Origin of the sequence: Exiguobacterium sp. SH5S4 (assembly GCF_004337045.1) — a bacterium.
In the GTDB taxonomy this organism is placed as follows: Bacteria; Bacillota; Bacilli; order Exiguobacteriales; family Exiguobacteriaceae; genus Exiguobacterium; species Exiguobacterium aurantiacum_A.
Map to the genome: position 1 here is coordinate 37538 of NZ_SJUQ01000005.1, position 16320 is coordinate 53857.

At 44.2% G+C, this 16320-nt stretch carries 26 protein-coding genes; all 26 read left to right on the forward strand.

What is annotated here, in order from left to right:
- The first annotated feature begins 94 nt into the window (after nucleotides 1-94).
- On the forward strand, nucleotides 95-1141 hold the full coding sequence (locus EVJ32_RS04720) for an ATP-binding protein (RefSeq protein WP_131457045.1): 1047 nt from the start codon (nucleotides 95-97) through the stop codon (nucleotides 1139-1141).
- 249 nt (nucleotides 1142-1390) lie between these two features.
- Nucleotides 1391-1741: a hypothetical protein gene (locus tag EVJ32_RS04725; protein WP_131457047.1), complete on the forward strand. Its 351-nt coding sequence runs from the start codon at nucleotides 1391-1393 to the stop codon at nucleotides 1739-1741.
- 94 nt (nucleotides 1742-1835) lie between these two features.
- The gene (locus tag EVJ32_RS04730; RefSeq protein WP_131457049.1) at nucleotides 1836-2189 is read left to right on the forward strand and encodes a hypothetical protein; all 354 of its coding nucleotides are present in this window, start codon (nucleotides 1836-1838) and stop codon (nucleotides 2187-2189) included.
- Between the two features lie 53 nt (nucleotides 2190-2242).
- Nucleotides 2243-2620 carry a 3D domain-containing protein gene (locus tag EVJ32_RS04735; protein ID WP_236639479.1) on the forward strand — a complete coding sequence of 126 codons (378 nt, stop codon included), beginning with the start codon at nucleotides 2243-2245 and terminating at the stop codon, nucleotides 2618-2620.
- A gap of 28 nt (nucleotides 2621-2648) precedes the next feature.
- The gene (locus EVJ32_RS04740) at nucleotides 2649-3245 is read left to right on the forward strand and encodes a hypothetical protein (protein ID WP_131457051.1); all 597 of its coding nucleotides are present in this window, start codon (nucleotides 2649-2651) and stop codon (nucleotides 3243-3245) included.
- An 18-nt stretch (nucleotides 3246-3263) separates the two neighbouring features.
- Complete coding sequence (locus tag EVJ32_RS04745; protein WP_131457053.1) at nucleotides 3264-4781, forward strand: hypothetical protein; 1518 nt, start codon at nucleotides 3264-3266, stop codon at nucleotides 4779-4781.
- Nucleotides 4782-4793: 12 nt separating this feature from the next.
- Nucleotides 4794-5852, forward strand: coding sequence for a toprim domain-containing protein (locus tag EVJ32_RS04750; RefSeq protein WP_131457055.1), 1059 nt, complete (start codon nucleotides 4794-4796; stop codon nucleotides 5850-5852).
- A gap of 4 nt (nucleotides 5853-5856) precedes the next feature.
- Nucleotides 5857-6180, forward strand: a complete 324-nt coding sequence (locus EVJ32_RS04755) for a hypothetical protein (protein WP_131457057.1) — start codon at nucleotides 5857-5859, stop codon at nucleotides 6178-6180.
- Entirely contained in the window at nucleotides 6113-7747 is a 1635-nt protein-coding gene (locus EVJ32_RS04760) for a DHH family phosphoesterase (protein ID WP_161568774.1), read from the forward strand. The genes EVJ32_RS04755 and EVJ32_RS04760 overlap by 68 nt, the downstream gene beginning before the upstream one ends.
- Nucleotides 7744-8247: a deoxycytidylate deaminase gene (locus tag EVJ32_RS04765; RefSeq protein WP_131457061.1), complete on the forward strand. Its 504-nt coding sequence runs from the start codon at nucleotides 7744-7746 to the stop codon at nucleotides 8245-8247. The genes EVJ32_RS04760 and EVJ32_RS04765 overlap by 4 nt, the downstream gene beginning before the upstream one ends.
- 102 nt (nucleotides 8248-8349) lie before the next feature.
- Nucleotides 8350-8886 (forward strand): hypothetical protein, encoded by a 537-nt coding sequence (locus EVJ32_RS04770; RefSeq protein ID WP_131457063.1) that lies wholly within the window; start codon nucleotides 8350-8352, stop codon nucleotides 8884-8886.
- Nucleotides 8883-9254, forward strand: a complete 372-nt coding sequence (locus EVJ32_RS04775; protein WP_131457065.1) for a hypothetical protein — start codon at nucleotides 8883-8885, stop codon at nucleotides 9252-9254. The genes EVJ32_RS04770 and EVJ32_RS04775 overlap by 4 nt, the downstream gene beginning before the upstream one ends.
- 1 nt (nucleotide 9255) lies before the next feature.
- On the forward strand, nucleotides 9256-9468 hold the full coding sequence (locus EVJ32_RS04780) for a hypothetical protein (RefSeq protein WP_131457067.1): 213 nt from the start codon (nucleotides 9256-9258) through the stop codon (nucleotides 9466-9468).
- Between the two features lie 42 nt (nucleotides 9469-9510).
- Nucleotides 9511-10152, forward strand: coding sequence for a hypothetical protein (locus EVJ32_RS04785; protein WP_131457069.1), 642 nt, complete (start codon nucleotides 9511-9513; stop codon nucleotides 10150-10152).
- 41 nt (nucleotides 10153-10193) lie between these two features.
- Complete coding sequence (locus EVJ32_RS04790; RefSeq protein WP_131457071.1) at nucleotides 10194-10499, forward strand: hypothetical protein; 306 nt, start codon at nucleotides 10194-10196, stop codon at nucleotides 10497-10499.
- Nucleotides 10500-10512: 13 nt separating this feature from the next.
- Nucleotides 10513-10947, forward strand: a complete 435-nt coding sequence (locus EVJ32_RS04795; RefSeq protein ID WP_131457073.1) for a hypothetical protein — start codon at nucleotides 10513-10515, stop codon at nucleotides 10945-10947.
- Nucleotides 10948-11369: 422 nt separating this feature from the next.
- Nucleotides 11370-11612 (forward strand): hypothetical protein, encoded by a 243-nt coding sequence (locus EVJ32_RS04800; protein ID WP_131457075.1) that lies wholly within the window; start codon nucleotides 11370-11372, stop codon nucleotides 11610-11612.
- Between the two features lie 240 nt (nucleotides 11613-11852).
- Nucleotides 11853-12245 (forward strand): beta-sandwich lipoprotein, encoded by a 393-nt coding sequence (locus tag EVJ32_RS04805; RefSeq protein WP_131457077.1) that lies wholly within the window; start codon nucleotides 11853-11855, stop codon nucleotides 12243-12245.
- Between the two features lie 28 nt (nucleotides 12246-12273).
- Nucleotides 12274-12516 carry a hypothetical protein gene (locus EVJ32_RS04810; protein ID WP_131457079.1) on the forward strand — a complete coding sequence of 81 codons (243 nt, stop codon included), beginning with the start codon at nucleotides 12274-12276 and terminating at the stop codon, nucleotides 12514-12516.
- 29 nt (nucleotides 12517-12545) lie between these two features.
- Entirely contained in the window at nucleotides 12546-13232 is a 687-nt protein-coding gene (locus tag EVJ32_RS04815; RefSeq protein ID WP_131457081.1) for a hypothetical protein, read from the forward strand.
- Between the two features lie 26 nt (nucleotides 13233-13258).
- Nucleotides 13259-13468 (forward strand): hypothetical protein, encoded by a 210-nt coding sequence (locus tag EVJ32_RS04820; RefSeq protein ID WP_131457083.1) that lies wholly within the window; start codon nucleotides 13259-13261, stop codon nucleotides 13466-13468.
- Between the two features lie 189 nt (nucleotides 13469-13657).
- Nucleotides 13658-13855 (forward strand): hypothetical protein, encoded by a 198-nt coding sequence (locus EVJ32_RS04825; RefSeq protein ID WP_131457085.1) that lies wholly within the window; start codon nucleotides 13658-13660, stop codon nucleotides 13853-13855.
- On the forward strand, nucleotides 13855-14082 hold the full coding sequence (locus EVJ32_RS04830; protein ID WP_131457087.1) for a hypothetical protein: 228 nt from the start codon (nucleotides 13855-13857) through the stop codon (nucleotides 14080-14082). Before EVJ32_RS04825 ends, EVJ32_RS04830 begins: the two co-directional genes overlap by 1 nt.
- Before the next feature lie 26 nt (nucleotides 14083-14108).
- On the forward strand, nucleotides 14109-14336 hold the full coding sequence (locus EVJ32_RS04835) for a hypothetical protein (protein WP_131457089.1): 228 nt from the start codon (nucleotides 14109-14111) through the stop codon (nucleotides 14334-14336).
- 383 nt (nucleotides 14337-14719) lie between these two features.
- Nucleotides 14720-15229, forward strand: coding sequence for a riboflavin biosynthesis intermediates N-glycosidase (locus tag EVJ32_RS04840; RefSeq protein WP_236639480.1), 510 nt, complete (start codon nucleotides 14720-14722; stop codon nucleotides 15227-15229).
- A 293-nt stretch (nucleotides 15230-15522) separates the two neighbouring features.
- Nucleotides 15523-16296: a hypothetical protein gene (locus tag EVJ32_RS04845; protein WP_131457091.1), complete on the forward strand. Its 774-nt coding sequence runs from the start codon at nucleotides 15523-15525 to the stop codon at nucleotides 16294-16296.
- The last annotated feature ends 24 nt before the right edge of the window (nucleotides 16297-16320 follow it).

Sequence of the window (16320 nt, forward strand, 5' to 3'; positions counted from 1 at the left end):
ATCGAATTAAAAAAGTAATACATAAAAAACGCCGGAAAGCGTTTATCGACAGAGGACACATCAACATTTTCATTTTAAAGAAAATGGTGATTACATGAGCTTAAAAGACTTGCAACCGATCGTACCGAAAGCGCACTTGGAAGACTATATTACGACGATCTACGGGCCGCCAAAGGTCGGTAAGACGACATTGGCGTTCAATCTTGGAAAAGAGCACTTCGGTTCGACACAAGAGACGTTGATCCTTGGTTTCGAGGACGGGTTCAAAGCTCTCACGGGTGCGATGGCCGTCTCGATCAAAGATTGGTCGCACTTCCTCGAGTTATCAGAAGAACTGATTGACGAGAAGGAAGACATGCCGTACAAGCTTCTTGTGTTAGACACAGCGGACGGGATGAGCAGCATGGCGTCGAAGTACGTCGTCCGACGCGAGAGCAAGGCCGACCAGAAGCGCTACCGCACAATCAAAGACATCCCTTGGGGTCGAGGCGGAGAAGCGTTGCGTGTCGAAATCCAAGAGGCGATCGAACGTCTCGCCAAGTTTTACGGGATTTTGATCATCACACACGGAAAAGAGAAGAAAATCGAGCCTAAAGTCGGCGCTTCTTACGATACGACGACGCTATCTTTAGATGGCAAGGTATTGGATGTCGTTAAGAACATTTCAGACTTCATCGTTTATCTTTCTCCCGAGCGTGAAAAAGGCAAGAACAAAGAGGTCAAGCGGTTCATGTATTTCCGCGACGAGTCGATGTTTGAAGCCGGATCTCGTTTCGACAAAATCAAGGCGAAAGTGCCTTACGGGGCAAAAAACTTCCTCGACACAGTTAAAGATGCGGTCGAGAACGCCAACAAAGGCATCGGTTCTGACAACGAGACAGAAGAAGTTGAAGAGTCCGCTCTTCCGACGACAGCGTCCGACACACAAGACCAGCAGGACGACAGCGACGCAAGTGAGGTTGAAGTAAAAGACGTCAAGACGTTGCGCGCCGAACTCCAAGCGTCGGTCAAAGGACTGACTGCTGATCAGAAAAAATCTCTTCGAAGCTTCATGGTCGAGGAGATCGGATCGAGCAAGTTTGCTGAGATTGACCAGATTTCTGAATTAGAGTCTATTCAATCGTTCATCGACGAGTTATAATCAGGTTAAGAAAATAAGAACGAACGTTCGTGTTGAGGAAAAAATGGCTATAAAACACTATAAATTATAGTTTTTACCCGTCATTTTCCTCAACTAAACCTTTTTACCCAAAAATATCTAAAGAAAGTCATACAATATTCCTAAATTATCTAGATTATTTGCCAATTAAGAGGTATTATAAATAGGTGATATAAGAATACGTATGCAATCAAAATGTTTTTATAATTAAGAAAACGGGGGATTCAACACTTGAACGATACATTCTCAACATCCAACCTACGCAGCACAAGCCCGTTCCAAAGCCTACAACGAGACGCTGTCGAAGCGAAAGCTCAGATCAGGCACTACAAACAACATGAGAACTTCATTGGAATGGTATTGTCAGATAGCACACTCGAAGAAAAAGTGACACACTTGTTCGTCAAGAAGGCTTCAAAAGGCCACATTGACAAACTCCTGGATATCATTTCAAAGATGACACATGACGAGATGTACGAGACGTATGTCGAACACATGGAGTACGTCGGAGACCTTCCAGGTTTGGCGCGACTGTTTACATACCGAAAGGTGACAACGGATTTCAATTTTGCAAATGGTTGAAATCCAAAAATATTGTCTGACAAGCGTGTCGAACGGTGTCGAAAACTTAAGGGGATGACTTGGTCATTCCCTTTCATATTAGGAGCTGAAACGCATGAAAAAACAAATCAAAGGAACGGTGATCGGAGTTACACTCGTTATCGCATCGATAGGTTTCACCTATAACTTTAACGAAATCAAAAAGTATAATTCAGAAATAGACGCGGTGGTACATAAAAACGACTCATTGACGGCTACACTCGACAAACGAGAGTCAGATCTGGCGCTCACCGAGCTCGAGGTGTCTGAACTAAAACTCGCTCTCGAAGCCGAGATTCAAGAGAAGGCAGACCTTTCGGAGCAATACAAGCAAACCAAAGACAAGCATAGGCGGTCTGAGGAAGAGGTTAAGTCCTTAAAAAAGACATTGGCATTGTTGAACAACGAATTAAAGAGCAAGAGCGAGTAAATCGACTCAAAGCTGAAACGCTTGAACGAGCAAAGAAAGAAGAAGAGAAGTCGGTGGCAGCCGTCGCACCAAAGCAAGAAGCGAAGACGTCACAAAAGACCGAAACTAATCAATCGGCAACTCGTTCAACAATGCAAACCTTTAACGTATCCGCTTACAGTATCAACGCACCGGACATGAGCTGGTCGACAGGGACGACAGCGACAGGAACGCAAGTCCAAGAAGGGCGAACGATTGCGACCGACCCAAACGTCATCCCGATGGGGTCTCGTGTCGAACTGTCGTGTCCTAGCTATCCTAGTGTGAACGGCATCTACGTCGCGGAAGATACGGGTGGGGCAATCAAAGGTTACAAGCTAGACCTATACATACACAGCGCTGATAGAGCCGTTGATTTTGGCCGCAGACAGTGTTCAGCACGAATCCTCTAATCAAAATATTTAAAGTGAGGTCATTGAGATGCCGAAATGTAAGTGGTGCAAAGAGGAAGTCGCGAAAGAAGAAGCGATGGTGATCGAAAAAGAGACCGGTCAACTGCTTAAAAGTGGGAAACCCAAGGTCTTGCGGAGCTACTATCACGAGGATTGCATGGATAAATATCTCGAAGATAAAGAGAAGAAGCTGATCGAACAAGAACAGTTGGATGCTCTTGTTAAGACGATCATTGCTATCCATAGTATCCGACCCGAGGATTTCCCTCAGCGCTTCTATGTGGACATTCAGGATATTCGGAACGGATATCGTCGTGGAGATCGCAAGCAAGTGAAGAGTAAGAGCGGCACACCGTACTATGTCATCGAATCGGCTTATGAGTACGTCAGAAGCAACATCGAGTACGCGAAGCTTCAGAAGAGTTTCGATAGCATATACGGGGAGATGCGGTATGGTCTGGCAATCATGCGAGACAAGTTGCCGATGATCCGACAACGTGAGCTCGAGCGAATCCGGGCGAAACGTGCAGCCAAGAAGCAGTTGAAAGAAAAGGTCTTCAGGGACGACCGAGCGAATTATAAAAACAAAAAGTATGAAAACGATATTTCAGATTTTCTAGATTGACAAAGGTGGGGTACTTGAATGGATCACAAGAAACGGATCAAAGAAAAAGCGGAGATCGAAGAGGCATACCTGGTGGCGTCATTATACCGTCACCCGGATCACTTCTCGACCTTTACGGCAGCAGAACTGAACGAAGAGATGTTTCTACATCCTTCATGGCGCTTCTATTTCAGTCTAGCGAGACAGATCTTCAACGACGGCGTCCGCAAGTTTGATGACGTCATGGTCTTAAAGAAAGTGAAAGAATACGGCGCGTCATCAGACTTCGACGAGTACGGCGGATTCGCACCGATCCAACAGATCTTCAACTCTGTCGATGTCGAGCTCGAGAACTTCGATGATTATAAGACGGGTATCCGTTGGAACCACACGATGAAAGAGACGTCAAAGATTCTCGGAAGTAAGGTGTTCGAGAAGGACGGCAAGTACGACCCGTACAAGATGAAAGCCAACCAAGTCACGCTCTACTGGCAAGACAAACTGAACAAGTTGACGATGATGGCCTCAGAGAACATCTATGAATCAGAGAAGTTGATCGTCGACGCCGAGGTGTATATCGAAGAGATCGAGAAACAGGCAGAGGGAATGTTGCCGTTCTATAACTCAGACCTCACGAACAAAGCGGTCGGTGGATGGGCGAGAGGAAACGTGTATATGTTCGGGGGATACGGAAACACCGGAAAGACATCGATTTCGGTCGAGAAACTGGTGCTCGGTTGTGTTGACAAAAAAGAACAGCTCGTCATCTTGGCAAACGAAGAGGCGGGTAAGTCGTGGCGAGACAAGATCTACAAACACATCATCTTCAAGAAGTTGAAAGAGACGAAATTCGACACGAAGAAGCTGACACGAGGCGGTCTGACAGAAGAAGAACGTCAGATCATTCGTGCTGCGACGGACGAATTGAGAGCGTTGGTGGACGGAGACGAGTCATTGATTCAGATCGTCTATCTTCAAAACTATATCGTCGAAGACGTGAAGACGCTCATCAAGCATTATGCGGCTCGTGGGTGTATCAACTTCCTGATCGACACGCACAAGGTGAGCGACGAGAAGACAGGCGAGCAACGTTATGCACAGTTCGTCGAAGACACGAAACAATACTACAAGATCGCTCGCAAGGATGCCGGTGGTCTCAACCTACGTGTCATGCTGAACTTCCAGGTGGCCGAACATACGAAAGGTCGTCGCTACATGGATAACGACTGCATCGGTGAAGGTAAGGCAGCCAAAGATGAAGCGGCGGTCGTGATGATGTTCCGTAACACGTTCGATGACGAGCTAGAGGGTGGCAAGACAGAGCTCACTTGCTGGAAATGGAAGAAGGACGAAATCAACGGCGGTTTCTATAAGAAAGAGTTTAAACTCGACAAGAGTCACCACTACAAACTTCTGTTCGTCACAAAGAACCGTTTCGGAGCAACGAATGACGGTGGGCAAGAAGTGATCGTGCTTCGCTCAAACTTTGATGCCAACTCGTTTTGGGAGTGCGGTTATACACACGTTCCTAAAAACGCAGACGGCTATCGTCGCTGACGAGGTGATGACATGGACTATCGTTCGGTAAAACAATACATATTCGACAACGAGTTGATCGAGAACGTGTTAGAAGGACTGGAATGCGAACACATCCGACCAGAACAGGGAGGACAGCTATTCGTAGCTAGGCTCCCTGAACGGTTCGGCTCAAAGAACCGGCGAGCGGTGCAAATACGAAACGTCGTCGGGTTGTATGCGAACGTCCGAAACCGAAACCTTAAAGGCGACATCTTTCAACTGGTGGCCGCCTTACGGTTCGACGATTGGGATGGCAGTTCGGAAGGCTTGTCTAGCGCAATCAGATGGCTCTCAGAACGATTCGGTATCGTCGACGGTATCGAGATGTCGGATAAGCGCGTCAAGAACGACTGGCTCAAACAACTTGGCTCGAGCCGCAAAATCCACGAAAACGACAAGCTACCGTTGCACATCATGAACCAATATGTGATGAAACCGAACAAATGGTGGATCGACGAGGGAATCTCGTACAAGACGCAAGTCGAGTTCGATGTCGGCTTCGATCTCGAGAGCAGACGCATCATCTTCCCGGTTCATAACGAGCAGGGAGATTTGATCGGTGTGAAAGGCCGTCTCGTCCACTACGAGCGAGAAGAGGATAAGCAGTTCAAATATCTCTACCTTCACGCCTGTAACAAGTCGATCGAATGGTTTAACCTTCATCGGGCGTTGCCGTTCATCGAGGAGAAGAGACGGGTCATCATCTTCGAGGGTGCGAAATCTTGTATGTCGGCTTGGTCTTCGGGGATTAAGTATACGGTGTCGATCGAAGGGGATTCGGTAACAGACGCACAGGTCAAGAAGCTTCAGAAACTACCACTTGATACCGAGTTCATCGTTGCGATGGACAAGGACAAGGACGAAGAGTATGTCAGGGGAATCGCAGCACAGCTAGGAATGCGGAAGATCAGTTATGTAATGGACGACAATGGGTTGCTTGGCAAGCCGGAAGACAAGACCTCTCCGATGGACAAAGGGTGGGACGTCTTACGGACACTATTAAAAGAACGGAAGACGTATCGAAAATCAATCACATCCAAAGGAGCTTAATACTATGAAACTCAGCAAACAAGAACAGGCATACGCACTAGCGTTGATCGAAGAATACGGGGCGACGTTCGACTTTTACTATCGGGTGGACTGCAATTTAGAAGAGCATCATCGACGATTCGACGAGGCGACAAGAAAAGTGAAGCTGATGGACGCGATCAACGACGGTGTAAGGTTTGAGTTAGCTGAGAAGTTTAAGCAAAACTTAGATGAGAATGAAGAAGTACATACATATACAGAAGACGAGATGGCGAAAGCATATGCTGAAATGGGCAGTCTCGAGCAAACAGAAGATCAATTATGGGGAGCGGTGTCGGTTGAAAACTGAACTGGCTAAAAAGATTTTGGAGAAACGGGGTGTCGATGAGTCGTTCTTCGTCTATGACGAGAGCGATATCCTCGACCCTTATTCTCTTTTAAACATCAAAAAGGTATGTAAACGCATCTTGGATGCAATCAAGAAGGGCGAAAACATCGGGATTTCTGCCGATATCGACCCGGACGGGGTGACGAGCGCGGTTTCGATGCGAAAAATCCTCATCCGTCACGGTCATCCGCCTAATAAAATCAGGATTTTAACACACGATCGGTCGCTCGGACACGGTGTAAAACACCAAATGGAGTCCGCTTTTGACTTCTCAGAGCTCTTAATCATCGTGGATTCGTCTTCTAACGACGAGTTTGAGTGTGAGGAGCTGGCCGATTGGATGGATGTCATCATCCTTGACCACCATGAGATTGAGAACAATAACGAGTTCGCGACCATCGTCAACCCGATGCAACGGAAATGCGGCTACACCAACAAACGTGTGAGCGCAGCGACCATCGTGTACCATGTCGCTCAGGTGCTCGACGATATGCAGGAGACATACTTTGCGGACGAGATCATCGATATGGTCGCGCTTGGCATGGTGGCCGACGTCGTTTCAGTCAAAAAGAAGAGTAATCGTGCATTAATATACAAAGGATTGAATAATATTACAAACATTGGGCTTGAAGCGCTCGTGAAACTGAAGAATCAGTTCACCGAACAGCTCAAGACGAGCGATTTTGCTTTCAACGTCATCCCGACGGTCAACTCGGCCTTGCGATTTAACGATCAGGACTTGGTGTATGAGCTCTTTACGACGGAAGACGAGTACGAGGCGAAAAAGATTGCGAAAGAACTGAATGACCGTAAAGAGGCGCGTCGAGCAGAGGTTCAGGCGTTCGTCGAATCGACATCGATCATCGTCAACAGCAATGTCGTGGTCGGTTATCTCGAGAACAACAACGGAAACAGTTCGATGAACGGTCTCGTGGCTCAGAAATTAGCCTCAGAATACAGCAAGCCGGCCATGATCCTCAACCCTAGTCATATCGAAGGGAAGCTTGGTGGGTCACTCAGAGCGCCAGGAGACTTCGATTTACGGTCATACTTGGCTGACAGCGGACTATTCGACTATGTGTTAGGCCATGCGAGCGCTGCCGGGTTCCGAATGAATAGCGAACTGGTTGATGATTTACGTGATTATATCGAGACGAACGAGATCGAATTCGAGGTCAGAGAGGCGTATGACGTCGAGGTGGAAACACTTGTCTCGGCAGAACTGACGGACATTGAGGAGATCAACCGGATCACGGGTGCTGGATTCGACTCGGTGACGGTGAAGTATACAGGGTACGTCGACAAAGCTGAGACGATCGGCAAGACGGGAGATCATCTCGCGTTCATGGTCGATGACATCAAGGTGATGAAGTTTTATGTAAAAGATGACGACCCGATTCGCTCAATCAAGAAGGGTGACACGATTTCAGTGCTCGGTATCCCGTCCATTAATTCGTGGTACAACTTCCAGAAGCGTGAAAAAGTCTACACGAACCAGATTCTAGCCGAAAAGGTGGTTAAGGTATGAGTGACGACAAGGTATTGAAGTGGGACAAGACATGGATGAACTTTGCTATCGATATGGCTGATACACATTCGAAATGCGCTTCTCATCGAGTGGCATGTGTGCTAGTCAAAGACGATAAGCCGATCTCGATCGGTGTGAACGGGACGATCCCAGGCGCTACGAACTGCAACGAAATCTTCTCAAAAGTGGACGGTGTTTGGCATACGAAGGTCACGATGACGGATGACTTATATCGCTGCGATGATCAACTGGCGCACCACAAATGGTCAAAAGAGAACGAGATTCACGCAGAAATCAACGCTTTGGCAAAGGTAGCGAAGTCGCATGAAAGTTGTGACGGGGCGACGGCCTACGTGACGCTGAGTCCATGTCGGTCGTGCGCGCTTGCGATGATCGCGTCGGGGATCAAGCGGGTCGTGTATCTGAATACATATGATAAGAGCGATAGTTTCGAACTTTTCCGTCAAGCAGGGGTCGAACTGAAAAAGTTAAATATCTAATTAAAAAAGTATTGTGTTATGTATTGCGAAGTGCTATTCTTGGATTAGGGAGTTAATTCCCAACAAGGATGGCACTTTTTTAAATCGAAAGGATGGAAGAAGATGAAGATTGAGAACTTAGACGAAGAGCTTAACAAGCTGACAGTAGGAGCTTTTGATTATGCCGATGAAATCAAAAGACTGTATGACTACGTAAAAAATGAAGAAGAAGCCGTTAACAAAAAGATGAGCGCTGTAGATTTAATTAGAGAAGACTTGTTACATATCTTAGAGTTCGAACCGCTCAATGCGCCGGGCAGAAGTCAGGTGTCTACAGCACTACATAAAGCATCTGTGAAGCGACGAGAAATCAAGAACAGACGCGACTTACTAAGACGTATCTCTAACCATTTGAGACCTCTTGAAAACCCTTTGAAAACAGCACTCCCACATGTTGAGAAGATTTTTGGTCGGCAAGCTAAAGCAATCGAAGATTCGACTTACACGCTACGCTATCTTAAGGTGTCTAATGTGAAAAATAAATCAATCCACAATGTCGAAGATCTTCCGGAGAACAAGGCCGACAGCTTTTACAATCGCTACAAGGGTCGTCACCATATGGACAACGCAAACGCGTTCAAGGAGGTTGTTTCGAAATGATTTCAACAAATCCAGACGTAAACGTACATATCGATACAGCTCTAGCTAAACCAGGAATGAGACGAGTCGAGAAGCTTCGCAAGATGTTGGACTCTTACTACGAAGGCAATATGATTGACTTGTCGGAGTATACGGAAGAGATTGAAGAGCTGATGGACGCATACATAGATTCGATTGGTCAGCTAGAAGACAAGAAGGAATTGACTGTCGTATTGACGTCTGTGGAAGCGGACGACGAAGCGAAAGGGTTTTACTTTGGAATGAAGTACAAGGCCAAAGACCTCAACAATGGCTATTACACGCTTTACGCCAAAGATGGCAGCAAGGCTCACTTCAGCAAGAACCAAATCCGTCGGGTGTTACGTTAATATGGGACGGATCAGAATCTCAGGATTCGAGTCGCAGTACAAGTTTACGCGACGTGTGATGGAGATGAAAGAGCGAGGATATAAACTCGTTGACATGGGCGCTGAGGTCGTGTCGATGCACATGGATACATATAACTACAACGGAACCAAGATCATGCGAGAAGGAAAAGGGTCTAAGAAACATTGGGCGGTAATGGAGCGTGTTGAAGCTTAAATCTAAATAAAAAAGTATTTTAATTAAAAGGGGTAGATTGAGATGATCACAGCGTTTAAGACAAACATTCTTTCAAGTACATATCCTACGCTAAAGAAATTCAACAAAAAGCAGCAATCTCGCAAAGACCTTCGTATGGGAGACGTCGTAGAAACGGATTATGGCGTCGGAATTGTGACGAATGTTGACAAGGACTCATATAATGTGGCTGTCAAGCCGACGCAAGATAGATATGGGTGGGAGAGCCAGTATTGTGTGGCGAAAGATTCGGTGATGCTCAGTGACGTCTCGATCGATCCTAAAAGCAAGCTGCATCGCGGGGCGTGGATGATCATCGAAGATAGTGCGAAATACATGAATCAGAAATATGAGATCGAAAAAGGTAAAGCGGTCTTCTTAGGCTTGGAATGGAAGATCGAAGCAAAACGTGAGGAGCGTCTGAGCAGACCGGGGGCTTGGGGTCAAAAGCCATATCGTCGCTATACAGGCGTCAATCCAAAGGGACAGAGCTTCGATTTCGAGTTGTGCGTGGCTTCCGGTACATATTTCGGATATGCAGACAAAGTGATGTACGCCCTCGGGTTGAATGACGGTTATATCTCCCATCTGGACGGTACAGGATGGGTGGTACGTCGACAAATCGTTGATCACGACGTAAATCATGGGTTGTGTATCAACATCTAATAAAAGGATAGTTTTAAAAGACAGGGAAACGAGGAGATTAAATGGTTTCTAATGTAGAAATTAAGCATACAGACGGAGCGAAATATCATTTTGGAATCGGGCAGTCTGCCGTCGGTTTGATGATTATGTGGATCAAAATCACCCCAAAAGGGAAGCGGAAATCTCTAGATGTAGGAGATCAAATCACTAACGATTGGAGATATCGGCAACTAGATAGCGCCGAAAGAGCAACATATCTTAATGAAAAGGTCTTGGAGATTGTACCAAAAGATGTCATTGAAGAAGCGCTCTTAAAAACTTGGGAAGAGATGAAGCCGAATGAGATTAAATTTTCAGGCGGGTTTTAAGGAGGAGAAAATGATGGATCTTAGTAAGTTTGAAAAGATTGACGGGCGCGAGGCGCTACGACGGCTGGTTGAAGGACTCGAAATTTTCACGAACAAAGGAACCGAACTTCGCTTAAACTTTAAACATAGTCAAGTTGTGAACGGAAACAGCGAGATAGTCTCATTATATTACCCTGTGAATGTAATTCTTTCAGGTGACTGGTATATCCCGAAACCCTTCGATGTCCGCCAAGCGATGCGCGACAAACCGGATGAATGGGTTGGGGCTTTTGAGAACGGTCAAGATAACTGGATTCAAGTAGGGTTTGACGCGATCAGCATGGCACCGGCTACGGCTTATCACGGTTACACAGGAAAAGTAATTGTAAACGAAGATAACCCCAACATTCCAACGCGTTCTACATTAGACAGTTGTATTCCAATCGAAGACGTACCGGCCGCCAGATAAAAACGACATTTGATAGGATTAAATTAGACTCTAAAATCTAAATATTTCAAATCAGACGATAGAGTCTAATTATAAAAACATTCAATTTGAGGTGAAAAATGAATCTGTTTATAGAGCGATTGCAAATTCTAGGACAAGTAATCTTGGTTACTGTCGTCCTAGTAGCGGTAGGTGGGATTACGGTAGGAGCAATTACGTTGGTTGCTTGGGGATTATCTCTAATCCACCAGAACCTTCCAGGTATTCTGATATTCGCAGCAATCGGGATTTACATGACGTATCAGGCATTTCTGTTGGTTAAGTGGTTGATCGGAGAGCCGGTTATGTTGGCCTTCAAAAATCGAAAGAATAACAAATAAAATGTTGCTTTTAATATTTGGTACCGACATCGATGTCGGTACCAAAAGAGGAGATAGATAAAAATGAAAAAATTGATTATTGAAGTTATTTACGACAACGGGGTCAAGCAAACCATCGAAACATCAGCCGAAAACAAGGCGGACGTTTTAGGAGCCATCAATACCGTAAAAGAATCTTACAAAGACCCTGATAAAGCGGGGTATATTCAAATCCCAGATCAAGAGAACGACTCGATTGTGTTCGTTAACCTACTCAAAACATCGAGTATCGAATTTCAGTATAAAGATCTCTTTAAAGAAGAATAAAATGTTGGATTTATGAGAGGAGCGATGTTTCTTGAGCAGGTCACTAGACGCAGAAATCGCAGTAAACGATCATGGTTGGGTTTGGGAAGAGTCTTACGACAGAAAGTTCCTTGTACCACCAGAAGGAGATCAGCGTCGAGGATGGACGGCTATGTGGGATCAAGACGGAATACCCCATTGGCTGCCTAAATTTTCCGAAGGCGAAACAGACGACAAATAAAAAATAAAAGGATGATACATATGAAAAAAACATTACTAGCAATCATTGGAGCAACATCATTAGCAGCGGTTCTCGCTGGATGCGAAACAGAAGCGGACGTGGTTTCTCATAACCTGTCAAAATCAGCAGACTCGTTTGAAGTACAGCGCCGAGTCGTATTCTTTAACGGGATTACAGACAAGTATCTTTTAACAATCGAAGGACTCTGCTCGATCAGCGAGGACGGCAAACAGCTCGAGGTGACCTGCAAAACCGAGGAAGATCGATACAAGAAACATTTCTTAGGCTTAAGCGATAACGTAAGTTACTTTGTCGAACAGACAGACGCCAAGTACGAAGACGCTTATCATTACAAAGTGTTGTTCCGACCAGAAGAGATTATTCCAGATATTGAACTTCAGTTGAGCAAATAAAAATTCTATTTTATGAGGAGAGAACCTTATGAAAAAAGGCACAGTAATTGAGTGTATCAAAACTGTCGAAATGAGAAACGTAGATGAAATTACATTTACAAAAGGCCGCAAATACACCACATACCCATACACATACAAAGATGGATGGGAGGAGCCACGGCGGGTTATTTGCGCTAAAAACGATCAAAACTCTCGTCATATTATCCGAGATGTCGTAAGAGAAGATAGCGAAGAGTTTTTCAACACACATTTCAAAGTGGTAGGCGAATAAAAATCTCATTTTACTAGGAGGAATGAACGATGGATTGGCCTACTGAAGAAGATTATTATGACGATTATAGCGAGTTCGATGCCCAGGTGAACGACCTCAAAGAAAGTTTGAAAAAGGCAGTCAAACAAGAACATGTTGATGAGATGAATCGAATTAAAAAAGAAAATGAAGAGTTGCAAGAGGTTAAGAAGAACTTCGAGGCAATCAAAGAAGATTACGCTCGAAAAGAGCGAGAGTTAGAATACGAACGTAAGGGTTTGCTCGCTAAAGTTCGTCAAGAACGCTTAACAGAATTGCTCAAGGGTAGCGAGGTCATTATGTTTAAAGCAGCAACAACATATGTCGACGCGCCCAAATGCGATCAGTGTGACGACTATCGATATATTCACTTTGAGTCGCCGTCAGGTAGAAAAATGACAGAGAAATGTTCTTGTAAAGATAGTACGAAGATGTATGTTGCAGAAAAAATTGTAAGAACTGAGTTCAAAGCAGACAACCATCGTTCAGTCCTGTGGTATAAACCTTATCGAGACAATGGAAACGTAATGGTGCTCGACGAGCAGTTGTCGTCAGATGCTTACGACAAAGTATTTAAGCATGGTGACTCTTTTGCTAAGTTGGATCGATATCGAACCATCTTTAACTTAGAAGAAGACTGTTTAGAGTATTGCAAATTTCTTCAAAAGAAAGACGAAGAAGAGAGTAGTAACCAATAAAAGATGAATTTTAGGAGGCGAAAACGATGTCCGAACTAACTGAACAAGATGTTGCTCGAGGTGTGTGTAAGCACCACGTTCTTCGACGAAGTTGTGAAATCTGCGATCTAGAGCACGAGAACGAAGAATTGCGGAGATGGGTGTTATGGTCAGCGCGGCGACTACATAAGACGTATAAAGATTACGTGTACGACGGGTTTGAAGAACTGACGGGCGTAAAGCCTGAGCGGTTGTAAGAATGAGAGGAAGAATGGAACGTGTCATATTAAAATGTAGTGACGAGCAGAAATACGGATTTGAATCCGCTATTGCACAACTCGGGTATAAGATACTCGAGAGCTGGTGGGAATCCGAAGCTAACATAGTGTTCTACGTTGTTCAAATGAAAGGAATAAAACTCTGATTTGAATGGAAGGATGATGAAGATGAAGATTGTTACGCGAAGCAACTTTGGATTAGATTATTACAAAGAGACGGTTGTTGCAGAGAATGTTAACGAGTATTACGGAACTGAAATGGTAGAAGCTTGGCATAAGCAGTACGGCAGCGAAAACAATTCAGAATACCTGGATCTAGTTGAAGATGATTACGAACTATATGACGGTGAAAAGGAGTTGATCTGATGACTATTTATGAGTGGCATATTGATTTCGAAGGTAGCGGTGGGTTGGTTTTAGCTAAATGTAAAGAAGATGCAAAAACGAAGATTATCGAACTTTACGAATTAGACGACTTCGCCAAAGATCATTTGCAAATTAAATATCACGAGAAACTTGATTACAAAAGATTAGAGAAAGAAGGAGAAGTACGAACAAGGTTTGGACGTGTTCAAAAACGTTTCTCCGTATAGAATTTCAACAATAAGGAGCTAATCTGATGAGCAAAAAGACTCACGAAGACCTAATGGAAAAGTTACGATCTATTCCTGGTTACGACGAAGCCCAAGCGAAACTAAAAGAAGGTATCGACGATCTTACCGAACAATTTCTCGAACAAGGGTTAACGTACAAAGAGGCCGTTTGGTACGCGACATCGATTGTGTTAAATGATCAGTACGAAGCCGGAGAAAAGTATGTTTTGAGGGGTTGGGAGATTGATGAGTGAGATCACGCAAGTTTACGTGGATACTGAGCCCGGAATCAATCGATGGCTTAAAGAGAATTCTCATATGGACGTAATTGATATAAAGATGGCTGCCAACGACGAAAGCGAAGTCATTATGATCGTATATAAAGAGTATGTAAGTGAATAAAATTACGATTTGATTGGAGATGAAAATTCTTGCAAAACGATACCAGAACAATCCTGTGGGAATATGAAGATCAGCTTGAAGTCGAACTGACAGACGATATGTTTCTAAACAGTAAAATCGTGAACGGAGTACGGATGTATCCCTACATAGAAGTCGGGTTTTTCAAATATTATCTCGAAGGCAATATGGACAATTAGACGAATAAAATCTCACTTTTAGCGGAAGGAAGATGAACGTGAATTCAAAAAATCTACTTACACAGAGAATGAGCGAAGAGTATGCCAGAAGGAAAGGAATATCTGGAGACGTGATTGGGGTGTTCGCAGAGGAGTTTTACTTCCTGAGCAACTTTTACAATAGCAAAATTAATTTCAAAACAGGCCAGCGATTTCTTAATGGAGAAGCTGCTTTTCAAGCTATGAAAGATCCGTCTAGGGCAGAAGAGTTTTACAACCTTCAGCCCAATGAGGCAAAAAGATTAGGAAGGAGAGTCAAGCTCAGAAACGATTGGGAAAGCTACAAAGACGAAGCAATGCGAAAGGTAGTTCTTCGTAAATTTCGAGGAAACGATAAGTTAAAGCGACTTCTCCTTAATACTGGTGACAGCTATTTAGTCGAAGGAAACACATGGAACGATAAATGTTGGGGAGTTTGCGCTGGAGAAGGGGAAAATAGACTCGGAATAATATTGATGGATGTGCGAGAAAAGATTAAAAAAGATAATTCTAAACTGCTAAGCAAATAAAAGAATAATTTGATTGGACGTGAGAGATATGCAGGTGTTTGAGGTGTGGTTCAAGGACAGCGGGCATAGTCTTTATGCGAAATGGGAGCAAGACGAAAACTATACGGTTCTCTACAAGCTAGATCCTGAAACCGACAAAGAAGTGGTGAATATGTACATCCCAACGTGTCACATTGAAAAGATAAAACCGAAACATATAAGAATTTAATATCTAATTAAAAAAGTATTATTATTTGGTGGTGTTGTGTGTTACTATAAACATGTAGCATCACCAATTTTTAGGAGGAATACATATGATCGATTTGAGAAAACACGAAAAAGTTAGTGGTATCAAGGGTATTCACGCTCTCTTGGATGGAAATCCTATCTACGATCGTCACGGCAACAGATTTGAGTTTGACAAAGAACACGGAACCGTATGGTTTTATAATCAGTATACGGCGCACGAAGATACGACGTCTCTCTCTTTACTTCTTCTTGAAGACTGGTATCTTAAAAAGCCATTTAACGCGCAGCAAGCAATGATCGACAACCCTGACACATGGGTAGCGGCTTACGAGACCGATGAATGCAAACACTGGTACAAGGTCGGGTTTGAGCTAGAGACGATGTCCGTGGTTACTTTGCCTTACGAAAAGGATGAGAAAGTGACAAGTAATCACGTTGGATACCTGGATGACATTGAGCTTGAGGATATTCTGAAGAAGTGTATTAATATCGAGGACGTTCCTGAGTCTGCTAAAAATCATGCTGATTTGTTTAAGAAGAAGAAATATGTGTCACCCGCATTATTGTGTTGGTTTAAAGACACATACAAACACTTGAGCGACGAAGATCTCGATAAGGTTCTTTCTGGAATTGTGGAGTACAAAGACGACAGTATTCCTGTTGAGTTTGTATGTGGAGCTGTGATGATTCCGTACACCGGACTTTCTATGCCTCAGGTGAGGTACAAGATACATGAAGAAACGGCAAAATTATACGGTATCCGAGAGGAATTTCCTCATTTTGCCGATGATAGAGGTGTGCTGGTGATTAAGTATAAAACACCGCAAGACGTATTATAAAACGATGATTTTAGGAGGAAGATG